This is a genomic window from Aeromicrobium piscarium, assembly GCF_007421815.1.
Taxonomy (GTDB): domain Bacteria; phylum Actinomycetota; class Actinomycetes; order Propionibacteriales; family Nocardioidaceae; genus Aeromicrobium; species Aeromicrobium piscarium.
Genome location: NZ_VLNT01000013.1, coordinates 63,618 through 75,591, shown reverse-complemented (window position 1 = coordinate 75,591; position 11,974 = coordinate 63,618). Strand labels below are relative to the sequence as shown.

13 protein-coding genes are annotated in these 11,974 nt (G+C 67.5%); 3 read left to right on the top strand and 10 right to left on the bottom strand.

Going from position 1 to position 11,974, the window contains the following annotated elements; genetic code table 11:
- From FNM00_RS14355 to FNM00_RS14310, 10 genes are all read right to left on the bottom strand, one after another.
- On the bottom strand, nucleotides 1–1,279 hold a 1,279-nt coding region (locus tag FNM00_RS14355; RefSeq protein ID WP_143914235.1), incomplete at its 3' end, for an AMP-binding protein.
- Between the two features lie 14 nt (nucleotides 1,280–1,293).
- The gene (locus FNM00_RS14350) at nucleotides 1,294–2,730 is read right to left on the bottom strand and encodes an MmgE/PrpD family protein (protein WP_143914234.1); all 1,437 of its coding nucleotides are present in this window, start codon (nucleotides 2,728–2,730) and stop codon (nucleotides 1,294–1,296) included.
- Nucleotides 2,727–3,533, bottom strand: a complete 807-nt coding sequence (locus FNM00_RS14345) for an ABC transporter permease (protein ID WP_143914233.1) — start codon at nucleotides 3,531–3,533, stop codon at nucleotides 2,727–2,729. Before FNM00_RS14345 ends, FNM00_RS14350 begins: the two co-directional genes overlap by 4 nt.
- Nucleotides 3,530–4,336, bottom strand: a complete 807-nt coding sequence (locus tag FNM00_RS14340; RefSeq protein WP_143914232.1) for an ABC transporter permease — start codon at nucleotides 4,334–4,336, stop codon at nucleotides 3,530–3,532. The genes FNM00_RS14345 and FNM00_RS14340 overlap by 4 nt, the downstream gene beginning before the upstream one ends.
- Complete coding sequence (locus FNM00_RS14335) at nucleotides 4,333–5,118, bottom strand: ABC transporter ATP-binding protein (RefSeq protein WP_221933746.1); 786 nt, start codon at nucleotides 5,116–5,118, stop codon at nucleotides 4,333–4,335. Before FNM00_RS14335 ends, FNM00_RS14340 begins: the two co-directional genes overlap by 4 nt.
- A 40-nt stretch (nucleotides 5,119–5,158) precedes the next feature.
- Entirely contained in the window at nucleotides 5,159–6,151 is a 993-nt protein-coding gene (locus FNM00_RS14330; RefSeq protein ID WP_143914230.1) for an ABC transporter substrate-binding protein, read from the bottom strand.
- On the bottom strand, nucleotides 6,148–6,687 hold the full coding sequence (locus FNM00_RS14325; RefSeq protein ID WP_143914229.1) for a LeuD/DmdB family oxidoreductase small subunit: 540 nt from the start codon (nucleotides 6,685–6,687) through the stop codon (nucleotides 6,148–6,150). Before FNM00_RS14325 ends, FNM00_RS14330 begins: the two co-directional genes overlap by 4 nt.
- Nucleotides 6,684–7,946, bottom strand: coding sequence for a 3-isopropylmalate dehydratase large subunit (locus FNM00_RS14320; RefSeq protein ID WP_143914228.1), 1,263 nt, complete (start codon nucleotides 7,944–7,946; stop codon nucleotides 6,684–6,686). Before FNM00_RS14320 ends, FNM00_RS14325 begins: the two co-directional genes overlap by 4 nt.
- Nucleotides 7,939–8,796 carry an isocitrate lyase/PEP mutase family protein gene (locus FNM00_RS14315; protein WP_143914227.1) on the bottom strand — a complete coding sequence of 286 codons (858 nt, stop codon included), beginning with the start codon at nucleotides 8,794–8,796 and terminating at the stop codon, nucleotides 7,939–7,941. Before FNM00_RS14315 ends, FNM00_RS14320 begins: the two co-directional genes overlap by 8 nt.
- On the bottom strand, nucleotides 8,789–9,562 hold the full coding sequence (locus FNM00_RS14310; RefSeq protein ID WP_143914226.1) for an IclR family transcriptional regulator: 774 nt from the start codon (nucleotides 9,560–9,562) through the stop codon (nucleotides 8,789–8,791). Before FNM00_RS14310 ends, FNM00_RS14315 begins: the two co-directional genes overlap by 8 nt.
- Before the next feature lie 125 nt (nucleotides 9,563–9,687).
- Here FNM00_RS14310 and FNM00_RS14305 point away from each other — a divergent pair, with 125 nt between their 5' ends.
- The 3 genes from FNM00_RS14305 to FNM00_RS14295 all read left to right on the top strand — a co-directional run bounded on the left by FNM00_RS14305 (nucleotide 9,688) and on the right by FNM00_RS14295 (nucleotide 11,684).
- Nucleotides 9,688–10,266 (top strand): VanZ family protein, encoded by a 579-nt coding sequence (locus tag FNM00_RS14305; RefSeq protein ID WP_143914225.1) that lies wholly within the window; start codon nucleotides 9,688–9,690, stop codon nucleotides 10,264–10,266.
- A gap of 325 nt (nucleotides 10,267–10,591) precedes the next feature.
- Nucleotides 10,592–11,038: a hypothetical protein gene (locus FNM00_RS14300; RefSeq protein ID WP_143914224.1), complete on the top strand. Its 447-nt coding sequence runs from the start codon at nucleotides 10,592–10,594 to the stop codon at nucleotides 11,036–11,038.
- Between the two features lie 46 nt (nucleotides 11,039–11,084).
- Complete coding sequence (locus tag FNM00_RS14295) at nucleotides 11,085–11,684, top strand: hypothetical protein (protein ID WP_143914223.1); 600 nt, start codon at nucleotides 11,085–11,087, stop codon at nucleotides 11,682–11,684.
- The last annotated feature ends 290 nt before the right edge of the window (nucleotides 11,685–11,974 follow it).

Genomic DNA, 11,974 nt, shown 5'->3' with positions numbered 1-11,974 from the left:
CACGGATGATCATGTCCTTGCTGCGATCGACGATGAAGTAATAACCGTTCTCGTCACGACGACCCAGATCCCCAGAACGGAACCACTCACCATGGATCGCCTCCTCAGTCGCGGCCGGGCGCTTGTAGTAGCCCTTCATGATCCCGTGACCCTTGATCGCGATCTCACCGATCGCCTCAGGATCATCGGCGATCTCGTTCCACTCGTTGTCGATGAGCTTCATCTCCACCCCCTTGACCGGCGTGCCGATCGAACCCACCACCGGCGGCTTACCCCACGGCGAGAACGAGGCGACCGGCGAGGTCTCCGACAGGCCATAACCCTCCAGGATCGTGACACCGAACTTCTCGGCGAACTGGCGGTGGATATCGCCGGGCAGCGCCGCGCCGCCGGCGGCCGCCACCCGCAGGTTCCTGGCGATCTCGGCGACATCGACCGTCTCATCGAGCGCACCCAGCAGACCCCAGTACATCGTCGGCACCCCGGCGAAGAAGGTCACCTTCTCACTCAACAGCAGCCTGATCGCCGGCTCGGCCTCGAAACGCGGCAACATCACCATCGTGCCGCCATACAGCAGACAGCCGTTCTGGATGACGGTCTGCCCGAAGATGTGGAACAACGGCAGGACCGCCAGATACGTGTCCGGGTTGTTCTCATCGGCCTGGAAGGTCGACTCGCCCAACGCGGCGTTGTCGTACATGTTGCGGTGCCGCAACTCAGCACCCTTGGGCTGACCCGTGGTCCCGGAGGTATAGAGGATGACCGCCGTGTCATCGTCATCGCGCGCCACCGACTCGAAGACCGGTGACTGCTCGGCGACCAACGGGGCGTAGTACTCCGGTCCCTCCAACGGCGCCGGAGCCGCCGAATCGAGCTTGATCAAGAAGAAGTCCTTGACGCCCTCGACCTGGCCGAAGCCCTCCCACGCGTTGTCGCCGATCGGCACACCCGGTGCGCCCTCGAACGCGAAGTACGCCTTCGCGTCGGAGTCGTCGAGGTGATAGGCGACCTCACGCGCGGTCAGCAAGATATTGAGCGGCACCACCGTGGCACCGGCCTTCAGAATGCCGAAATACACGATCGTGAAGTACGGCAGATTCGGGATCGAGATCGCGACCTTGTCACCCGGCTCAATACCGCGCGACACCAACAGATTCGCGACCTGATTCGCCGCGCCATCGACCTGCGCATACGTCAAACGCGTATCGCCGAAAACAATCGCAACACGGTCGGGATACTTCGCGGTGGTCTCATCGAGCAGGCTGGCGAGGTTGGACATGAGGGGCCTTTCCGTCACAGAGCGATGGGGAGTGCGGGAACGGGTGCAGTGAGCTCGGCGATGAGCACCGACACGTCCGACAGCGAGTCGAGACCGAGCACCAGGTCCTCGATACGCGCCCACCGCTCGACGATGTCGATGGAGGCAGCGAGGCGGCGAGCCTTGGCGACCACGTCGGCATTCGACAACGGACGCGTCGGACCGCCGAGCGGGCCCGCCACCTCGATCTCGACGGACTCGCCCGAGCGCAACGCGATGACCATCCGCGTGCGGAAACGATCCTCGGGACCATCGAACGCCGGGCAGTGATGGACGTCGACGCGATCGAGGAGGCTCCAGACATCGTCGGCACCAACCCGGTCATGCGTGAACTGCTCGGCGAGCACCTGGCCGTCGAGAAGCGCGACGCAGACGGCATAGCCGATGTTCATCTGGGCGCCGATCGTCTCCAACGGCCGCTCGGGACGCCACCAGCCGTGGTGGTACGCCGCGTGCGAGACCTCGACGGAGATGGACTCGACATCGTCGCCCACGACCCCCCGAGAACGTGCTTCCAGGGCGCAGTCGATGGGCGCGTGCGTGGCAGCCATGGCCGCATACGCCTTCACGCCCGTGTCCAGGAGCGCCCACTCACCGCCGAGAGCATCGACGATCAGGTCGGCCCGCGGATCGTGGCCTTCACCGAAGGTGGCGAGGAATCCGCCGTATTCGCGCTCGTACACGCGCTTGATACCCGTGTAGCCGGCCTCGGCGAGCGCCGCGGCGTACAGGCCGTTGCGGGAGGAGAATCCGTGGTGCATGCGCTTGGACATCGCCTCGTACTGCGCCGCCATCAACCCGGCGGACTGTGTGCCGGCGAGACCGAGAGCGTCCTCGATCCTCGCTGGATCGAGCCGACGCAGGCGCGCCGAGGTCGCGGCGCTCGCGTGCGTGCCGAAGACCGCGCCCGAGTGCCACCCCCGGGACAACATCTCGGCACCGTGCAGAGCCAGCCCCACGCGCGGCCCCACCTCGTACCCCGCGATGAGAGCGGTGAGCGTCTCCTTCCCCGACACGGTCCGGCCGAGTGCCGAGATCGTGCTGAGCGCGCTCGGCACCACCAGGGAGTTGCTGTGCAGCGGTGCACGGACGTGATAGTCGTCCAGCTCGAAGCCTTGGATGAAGGTCCCGTTGAGCAGGCACGCCGCCGGACCCGAGGTGGTCAGACCCCACCCGATGACGGGGACGTCACCTTTCCCCTCGAGCGCCACGACCGCGTCGACCGCGCGCTCGGACCAGGGCAGCCGGGCACCGACCAGCGCACAGATCAATCCGTCCAGGACGAGGTGGCGGGCACGCTCACGGACGGGCTGAGGCACGTCATCGTGCTGGAGCCCGGCCACCCAGGTGGCCAACCGACCGGTGACCCCGGCGGCATCGGTCGGCTGTTCTGCGGGCGAGTAGGTCGTCATGGCGTCACCTCGTAACGTCGGCGGATACGCAGCTCCAGCTGCTGTAGCGCGAGAGTGGGAACCAGGGCGAGCACCCCGATGAGAAGGACCTGGCCCATGATGTTCTCCACGCGGGCCAGCGACAGGTTGCGCAGCAGCTCATAGCCCAGACCGGAGGATCCGGAGAACATCTCGGCCAGCAGCAGCCCGATCAGGGTCAGCCCGAAGCACAATCGCATGCCGGCCGCGAGCGACGGCAGGACACTCGGCACCACGATGCGTCGGATCAGCGACCACCGCGACATGCCCAGGCTCGCGGACATCTTCAGGTGGAGCCGGCTGACCCCGGCGGTCGCCTCGACCATGATCAGGAACATCGGCAGGACGCCGGAGACGAAGGCGAAGGACCCGCGGCTCATATCGCCGATACCCAGGAAGAGCAGGAAGATCGGGTAGAGCACGATCTTCGGGATGCTGTTGAGCGCGTAGACCAGAGGCAGCGCGGCACCGGACCAGAAGGCGCTGAGGCCCAGCATCATCCCGGCGACCGACCCGATGACGACGGCCGCCCCGTAGGACAGGAGCAGTACCCGGGCCGTGTCGACGACGCTCCCGAGGAATCGCGAGCTCGACAGATCGGACCACAGACTCTCCAGCGCCTCGGCCGGGCTGGGGTACACCGCACTGTCCGCCAGCGCCGACGAGACCGCCCAGGCGATCACGATGAGTCCGGCGAGGACGAGGGGCGGGACCCAGGCAGGAGACCCGGGGCGCCGGTCGGCGCTGGCGCCCCGGCGGCTCTCACGTGCGCTACGGGCGTTCATCGGCGCCTCCAGTCGAACGAGCTCAGGGCGGCGCTCAGTGCGAGATTCGCCAGGAGGGCGAAGACACTCACGAAGACGATGCCCGCGTACATGTCGACGGTGTTGAAGTTGTTGTAGGCCCGGTTGACGACCTGACCCAGCCCGGTCGTGGCCAGGATGAACTCCGTGGCGAGAACGGCGATGATGGCATAGCCGAGACCGAGCTTGAGGCCCGCCAGGATGTCGGGCAGCGCCGATGGCAGGAGGATCTTGCGCAGCTGCTGAGCCGGCGTCATCTCCAGCGATCGCGCGAGTTTGGTGACGATCAGGGGCGTGGACTCGAACCCGACCAGGGAGTTGGAGATGACGATCACCACGCTGAAGAGCGTCGCCAGCAGGATGATCGGCACCATCCCCGTCCCGAACATCACGACCATAACGGGGTAGAGCGCGAAGATCGGCAGCGCGTAGAACACGTTCACATAGGGCTTCATCGCCCGGTGGATCCATCGATAGCGCGACATCGCATAGGCGACGCCCACGCCCACGAGGGCCGAGGCCACGAAGCTCACGCAGATCAGGAGCGCGCTACGGAGCAGGGCGTCGACGACGAAGTCACGGTCGCCGAGCAGCTCGATGGATCGCGTCGCCATCTCGCTCACGGGGATGAGATCGAGGCGGGACACCGCGCCGGATCGAGCGTAGAGCTCCAGCGACGCCACCATCACGACGAGGAGCACGAGCGTCCACGCCCGAGCGGGAAGTCCCGCCACCCGTGCCGGCGTGGGGCGCACATAGGCGGGGACGACCGAACGCGCCGTCACCGCTCGCTCCGCATCGCGACTTCGGCCTCACTGCGGATCTGCGCCCAGATCCGCTCCTGCGCCTCGGTCGCCGACTGTTCCGACAGCGCCACGTGGGACCTCGGGCGAGGCAGGTCGATCGGCACCTCGTCGATGAAGGTGCCCGGCCTGCGGCCCATCACCAGGACACGATCCGACAGCAACACGGCCTCCTGGATGCTGTGCGTGATGAACAGGACGCCACAGCCGATCGTGTCGACCACACGGAGCAGCTCCTCCGCCATCAGCATGCGGGTCTGCTCGTCGAGAGCACCGAACGGCTCATCGGCCAGGATCAGGTCCGGCTCCGTCGACATCGCGCGCGCCATGGCCACGCGTTGCCGCATGCCGCCGGACAGCTGCGCGGGATAGTGGTCCTCGAAGCCGGCCAGACCGACGATCTGGACGAGCTCGCGCGCCTTGTCGCGGCGTTCCTTGCGTCCGATCCCTCGCACCTCGAGCGCGAAGGCGACATTGTCGAGGACGGTCCGCCACGGAAGCGTCGCCGACTCCTGGAACACGATCGCGGTCCGCCGGCGGGGGCCGTCCACCGGGGCGCCGTCGATCTCGACCGTGCCCGAGGCAGGATCCTGTAACGCGCCGACGATCTCCAGCAAAGTGGACTTCCCGCATCCGCTGGGACCGACGATCGAGACGAACTCTCCTCGTTCGATCCGCAGATCGACCGGGCCGAGGGCGTGGACCGGACCGAAGTGCTGTTCGACCTGGGTCGCCCGCACGATGGGCGTCGTGGTGCTGCTCATGGGCACGTCCTCCTGGACGGTCTGGGTACTCATCGGCGAGTCACCCGCACTCGGAGGGCAGGGTGTCCGAGACACCGGCGGGCAGGAAGTCGTCCTGGAACAGATCGCAGAACTCGAGCTCCTCGGAATCCATCGCGATGCGCTGGGCCTCCACCGCCTGTTCGATGGCCTCGGCATCGAACCCGGCTCCCCAGTTGTCGTAGTCGAGCGCATGGTCGACGATCGCCTTCGCCGCGGCAGGATCGATCTCGATGTACTCGGCGTACAGGTCGGCGGCCTCCTGGGGATTCTCGCGGATGAACTCGACGGCCTCGGCATACCCGGCCACCACGGCCTCGACCGTCTCCCGGTTCTGCTCCGCGAACTCGGGTGTCGTGGCGATGACGCTCTGCTGGAACTTCTCGAGGTAGTCGGCGCTGGAGACCACCACACGGAACTTGTCGCTCTTGGCGACGACCGACGGCGGTACCACCGCGACATCGACGTCACCGGCCTCCAGCAGCGCGACCCCCTCGCCGACGCCACCCGATGAGGTGCGCTCGACGGTCTTCTCGACCCCGGCGACCTGCGGGAGCATGAAGGTGAGCGCCTGCGTCACCGACTGGGGATTGGTGTAAGCCCAGGTGCCGATGTCCTCGATGGAGTTCACCTCGGCGTTCGCATCGAGGGCATAGAAGTCGAGCCCGTAGACACTCTGTGTGGCACCGCCGACCACTGTCAGGGGCGCCCCGGCCTCGCTGGACTCCAGCACGGAGGTGAACCCGACGTCGGCGATCGGCAGATCGCCGCTGAGCATGTTGCGGACGGTCGTGCCGCCACCCTTGCCGGGCACGATATCGCCGATCGTCACGCCGCGGTCCTCGAAGAATCCTTGGTCCTTGCCGACCAGCCACGGGATCGAATACGGCTCGGAGGCATTGCTGACGGCGATGTCGAATGAGGTGACCTCGCTCGCGTCGCCACCGCCGCCGCACGCGCTCAACGACAGCGCCGAGGCGACCGCACCGGCGATCAGGATATTGCTGGACTTCATGACTTTCCTCCTGTGGTGCTGGTCGCGTCGACGCGATCCAGGTATCCCCCGGCTTCCAGACGGCTGATGAGTCCGCCGCCCTCGATCAGTTCCGTGACGAACTCCGGCAGCGGCTCGACCTGGTGGTCGACCCCGCGGGTCTCGTTGCGCAGCAGGCCCGCCGCCGCATCGACGGTCAGGACATCACCCTCGTCGATCAACTGCCGGGCCGTCGGGACGACGAGCGCCGGTAGGCCGTAGTTGAGGGCGTTGCGATGGAAGAGCGAGTTGTACTGCTCGGCGATCAGGCACGAGATCCCGAGGTGGACGAACAGCTCGGCGCAGGCGCGGCTCGACCCGAGGCCGAAGTTGCGTCCGGCGACGACGATGTCACCGGCCTCCACGAGTCGGGGCCAGCCCGGACGCGTGGCGTCGAACATGTGCTGTGCCGCCTCGGGCACCGGCAGCTTCATCGCGAAGCCCGGGTACATGTCGTCGGTGTTGATCTCGTCGCCGAAGACCCAGGCGCGACCGCGGACGCGAAGTGTCGATGTCATGCGGCGACCTCCGCCAGCTCGTCGGGGCTCGCGATGCGTCCGATCAACGCCGATGCGGCCACGGTGGCCGGCGACGCCATGTAGACCTGCGCCTCGGCGCTGCCCATACGGCCGCGGAAGTTGCGGGTGCTGGAGGTGACGCAGACCTCGCCCGGCGCGAGCACGCCCATGTGGTAGCCGAAGCAGGCACCGCACGTCGAGTTGGTCACCACCGCTCCCGCCTCTACGAGGGTGGCGACGTAGCCGAGCCTGACGGCGTCGAGGTACACCTGCTGCGAGGCCGGTGTCACGATCAGCCGCACCCCCGGCGCCACCCGCCGTCCCGAGACGATGCGAGCGGCGACCTCGAGGTCGGCGAGCTGGCCGTTGGCGCAGGATCCGATGAACGCCTGGTCGATCGTGACGGACTCGAGCCGGCTCAACGGGACCGCGTTGTTGATGACCGTTCCCGGCAGCGCGACCATCGGCTCGATCGTCGAGAGATCGATCGTGCGCACGTCGGCGTATTCAGCGCCCGCGTCGGCGTTGCTCGGCACGTACGTCGCGCCCGGCGCGACCTCCGCCAGGAACGCCTCGGTCAGGTCGTCGTAAGGGAACAGCGTGAAGTCCGCTCCGATCTCCGCGCCCTGGGTGGCGATGGTGCGACGGTCCGACATCGGCACCGAGGCGAGCCCCGGTCCGCCGAACTCCAGGGCGTGGTCCGTGGCATCGCCGTAGGCGCCCGCGATGGCGAGGAAGATGTCCTTCCCGTTGACATGCGTCGGCTTGGTGCCCGTGAGCTCGTAGCGGATGGTGGGCGGGACGCGGTACCAGGTCTGGCCGGTGCAGATCATCTGGAGGATCTCCAGCGGTCCGAGACCACGGGCGGCCGAGTTGAGCGCGCCGCCGGCGCAGGTGTGCGAGTCGGTGCAGCAGACCACCGTGCCGGGAAGGACGAGGCCCTGCTCGGCGATGACCTGGTGCACGATGCCGTGACGCCCCACGTCGTAGAAGCGGTCGATGGCGTGCTTTGCCACGAAGTCGCGTGCCTTGCTGCCGTGCTCGGCGTCGCGCGGCGTCGGCGCGGGGACGGCGTGGTCGAGGACGACCGCGATCTTGTCGGGGTCGTGGACGGCACGCACGTCGCCGAGCCGGTCGTGGGCGAACTGCACGTCGATGACGACGGTCATATCGACATCGCTGGTGACGATCTGTCCGGGGCGGACCTCGGACGAACCGGACGAGCGGGCGAGGATCTTCTCGATGATGGTGTCAGGCATGCGCGGGCTCCCCGCTGGCGCGGCGTCCGAGCCACGCGTCGAGACCGACGGCCTCGAACAGGACCCGCGGAGCGACCGCGGGGCCCGACGACAGCCGGCCACCGGTGATATCGGCCATCGCCGCAGTCATCGCCGCGAAGGCGGCGCCGACGGTCGCGGCCGGAAGGATGGCCCCGGCATAGCCGAACTCCTCGAGTTGTTCTCGTGAGACATCGGGTGACTTGCCCCCGGGCACGACATTGAAGATGACGGGAACGTTGACGGCGGCGGGGATGTCGGCGATCTGCTCGATCGTCTGAGGAGCCTCGACGAAGATCACGTCGGCTCCGGCCTCGGCATAGCGCCGGGCGCGCCGGAGGGCCGCGTCGATCCCCTCGACCGCGACGGCATCGGTCCGCGCGACGATCAGCGCCGTGGAGCGGGCGGCCGTGGCGGCCTCGATCTTGAGGCAGAACTCGTCGGCCTCGACGAGCGCCTTGTCGTCGAGGTGACCGCACCGCTTCGGGAAGACCTGGTCCTCCAGCTGCACCGCGGCGGCGCCCGCGGTCTCATAGGTCTGCACTGTGCGGAAGGTGTTGGTCTCGTCGCCGAAGCCGGTGTCACCGTCCGCGATGATCGGCACGCCGGTGAGGTGACGGCGTGCCACGGCGATCGCGCGGGCGATCTCCGTGACGGTCGTCAAGCCGATATCGGGTAGTCCCTCCGAGGCCGAGACGGCAGCCCCGGAGACATAGGCGGCCTCGACTCCCGCGCGAGCGGCGACCGCCGCCGACAGTCCGTCGTAGACGCCGGGGGCCACGAGCAGCCGATCCGCGCGCAGCAGGTCCGACAGCAGCTGGGCGTCAGACATCGACACGCTCCTCTGTGGGAACGTGCCCCATGCGGGCCGCGATCGCGTTCGCCGTCGCGGCGACGATCGGGCCGACGCGCTCGGCGGCCGCCTGATCGAGCCGGGTCGACGGACCGCCGATCGCCAGCACGGCCTCCGGTCGCCCGCCGAATCCGATGATCGGCGCGCCGACCGAGTTCAGGCCGACCTCGCGCTCGCTCTCGCTGTAGGCCCAGCCGCGTTCGCGCACCAGGGCGAGCTGCTCGTCCAGGCGATCACGCTCGACGACCGTCGAGTCCGTGTACCGCTCGAATCCCGCAGTGGCCGCGGCGGTGAGCGCCTGACCGTCAAAGGCCATGAAGCACTTGCCCGCGGCACCCGCGTGCAGCGGCAGGACCTGCCCGACGTAGCCGCGGTAGATGACCGAGTGGTGGGACGACGCGGCCTCCACGAGGACACGGGTGTGGTCCTGGCGGACATACAACCCGGCGCTCTCGCCGGTGACGTCCCGCAGCTGCTCCACGAAGGGGCGCGCGACGCCGAGAAGGCTCGAGCCCGCCCGGGCGGGGGCGCTCCAGACCAGGACCCTCAGGCCGACGCGATAGTCATCGCCCTCGCGGACCAACAGTCCCTCTTGCACGAGCGTCGTGACGATGCGGGCGACCGTCGTGGCCGGTAGGCCCGTTCGCTGACGGATGTCCGCCACGCCCAAGCACGGCTCCGCCTCGGTGAAGCAGTCGAGTACAGCGCAGGCTCGACCGAGCACGCGCACTCCTGGTTCCGACATTGACCCTCCATAAACCGTTCTACGGTTTTTAAAACCGCCTAGCGGTTGTGACCGTACACACGTGACGTGGGCCACGTCAAGCGAGATGTCGATGCCGGCCACCGCGGGGGCTACGATCATCGGCAATGACCGGCCCCTTCGATCGCGTTCCAGCGCTGCCCGTCGTGATCCCCATCGGACTGTTGCTCTTCGCTGTCCTGCTCTGGCGCCTGCACACGAGACAGCTGCTCTCCGTGCCCCGCGCCTCGGTCGCCGGGGCGTTGGCCGCCTACGCCGGCGGTATCCTGGCCAATACTCTGTTTCCCGTCTATCTGGGAATGCCCCGCGGGGATGAACCGTGGACACCGGGCGTCGCGCTCGTCCCCTTCCACGACTACGAGTTCGCCGACGCCCTGACGAATGTCCTCGTGTTCCTTCCTCTCGGGATACTGATCCCGCTGCTTCTCGCGTATCCCTCGTGGTGGAAGGTCCTGGCGTGGGTGGTGGCGGTCAGCCTCACGATCGAGCTATCGCAACTCGCGGCGCAGAAGCTCGTCGCAGGGGGCCACATCGCCGATGTCAACGACTTCATCTTCAACACTGTCGGCGGCGCGGTCGGGTACGCCGTCTTCATGATCCCGTCGAGAGTCCCGGGCTTGGACGCCTTCGTCGAGCGCTTTCGCTGGACGCAGCCGACCTCGGCACCCGAGGACGTCCTTCATTGAAGCGCCGCGCCGCGGCTCAGCTGTACTGCGGTCACGCAGGATCTCCACCGGCCGGTAGGTCGATATCGTCGGCGCGGTACCGAGCAGTCGGGCGCTCTCGACCATGTCGGCCGCAGTACAGCGGAATGCGGCTGGCCTGTTCGTCGTGCTGCGACGTTTCGTTCGCCGATCCGGTCGGTTACCACGATCGCGCCCACCGCGCCGGAGCCTGATGTCCTTCTCCCCGGAGCGACCGCGAGCCGGGGCGGATGCCGGAGTTGTGGAACAGCCGTCATAGTCTTGAGTCCCATGACGGCGAGACATTCACGCTGACGGAGGTTCCCCCATGCACCCGACGAGTGACGTCACGCGGCGCACCGTGCTAGCGGCCGGTGTCGGCGCCCTGGGGCTCGCACTCACTGGGTGCTTCAGCGGGCGCAGCGATGTGGAGACGGTGCAACGGGCGTTGCAAGCGGCCGTGGAGGATCTGCCCGAGTACGTGGCGGGCAAAGTCCAGTACCAGGACGGGTTCTCACAGGGAACGTCGATATCCGGGAACATCTCCGTCGCCACGACGACTCGCGCGGAGACCGAGCGGGCTCTCGAGCGCATCCACGAGGCATTGATCCGCTCCTACCTGCCGCAGACGAATGTGAGGCTCGCCTCCGTGAGGATGCGCGCCTACCCACCGGACCAGGCGAACGAGGTCGTGACTTCGGCCGATATCGTCGGCCCCGAGGACCGCGTGTCCGTCGACACCGACGACCTCATCGAGCAGTTCGACATCAACTAGGGACGTCGGCAAGGCTCGACGTGCGCTCGGCCTAGGATGGTCTGAGATGACGAATAAACGTGCCGCCGAGGAAACGCTCGCGGCCCTGGACCGTGGCGAGCGCGTCACGATCCCCACCTCGCGTGGGCGGGTTCTGCTCACCCTCATCCTCGCGATGACGATCGGTGCGTCGCTGGCTCTCCTCCTCGTGGTCATCATCGACAGCTCCTCCGAACCGCAGAGCGGCCGGCAGGCCATCGCGGCGAATCTGCGCGTATGGGCGGTCGGCATCGCGGCGGTCGGATGTCTCACACTCGCCCCCGTGGGCGCCGTCCTGCGGTTGCGGAGGTCGGAGCTCCTGGTGCTCAGCCGGGAAGGCCTCGCGCTGGCGCAGCGCGGTCAGCTCCTGCCGGCGACCGTCGTCACCTGGGCCGATATCGAGCGGATCGAATTGCAGCGGCTGAAGCCCGGAGCCCCGCGCTTCGTGACCTTTCGACTCACGGAGGAAGCCGCCGCTCGGCACGGCATGACCAGCCCCCATCAGCGACAGCGCTACCTGTGGAAGCACCTCGAGCTCAGCCCCCGCAAGCTCCACCCGGTACTCCTCGCCGCGCACGAGCGCTACGGACAGCACCGCGGCGCCGGAGGGTCACCGTTCCACCCCTGATCCGCATTGCTCCGTGAGAGTAGCGGCGAGATCGCCTTGCCGAACGATCTGATCAGTGAATCCAGCACATGACAGGGCCCGTCGATAACGCTAGACGTTGAAGCGGAAATCGACCCGGGTTTCCACAGCGGAAAACGTCTAGGGCGCGCAGCGGCTGCGCGCACACCTGAGGAGACAGGAAATCACCATGCGCAGCCGCGATCGCGAGCCTCAGAGACAGCCCTCAGCGAAACGCACGATGGTGCAGATCCGACAGTTCCCGGTCGTCGATCGTTGCCGACACCCTGAAC

Excerpts from the sequence above, each read along its gene's own strand:
- FNM00_RS14330 (WP_143914230.1), bottom strand. The coding sequence starts at position 6,151 with ATGAAGTCCAGCAATATCCTGATCGCCGGTGCGGTCGCCTCGGCGCTG.
- FNM00_RS14350 (WP_143914234.1), bottom strand. The coding sequence starts at position 2,730 with ATGACGACCTACTCGCCCGCAGAACAGCCGACCGATGCCGCCGGGGTC.
- FNM00_RS14310 (WP_143914226.1), bottom strand. The coding sequence starts at position 9,562 with ATGTCGGAACCAGGAGTGCGCGTGCTCGGTCGAGCCTGCGCTGTACTC.
- FNM00_RS14345 (WP_143914233.1), bottom strand. The coding sequence starts at position 3,533 with ATGAACGCCCGTAGCGCACGTGAGAGCCGCCGGGGCGCCAGCGCCGAC.
- FNM00_RS14315 (WP_143914227.1), bottom strand. The coding sequence starts at position 8,796 with ATGTCTGACGCCCAGCTGCTGTCGGACCTGCTGCGCGCGGATCGGCTG.
- FNM00_RS14305 (WP_143914225.1), top strand. The coding sequence starts at position 9,688 with ATGACCGGCCCCTTCGATCGCGTTCCAGCGCTGCCCGTCGTGATCCCC.
- FNM00_RS14335 (WP_221933746.1), bottom strand. The coding sequence starts at position 5,118 with ATGAGCAGCACCACGACGCCCATCGTGCGGGCGACCCAGGTCGAACAG.
- FNM00_RS14300 (WP_143914224.1), top strand. The coding sequence starts at position 10,592 with ATGCACCCGACGAGTGACGTCACGCGGCGCACCGTGCTAGCGGCCGGT.
- FNM00_RS14295 (WP_143914223.1), top strand. The coding sequence starts at position 11,085 with ATGACGAATAAACGTGCCGCCGAGGAAACGCTCGCGGCCCTGGACCGT.
- FNM00_RS14320 (WP_143914228.1), bottom strand. The coding sequence starts at position 7,946 with ATGCCTGACACCATCATCGAGAAGATCCTCGCCCGCTCGTCCGGTTCG.
- FNM00_RS14325 (WP_143914229.1), bottom strand. The coding sequence starts at position 6,687 with ATGACATCGACACTTCGCGTCCGCGGTCGCGCCTGGGTCTTCGGCGAC.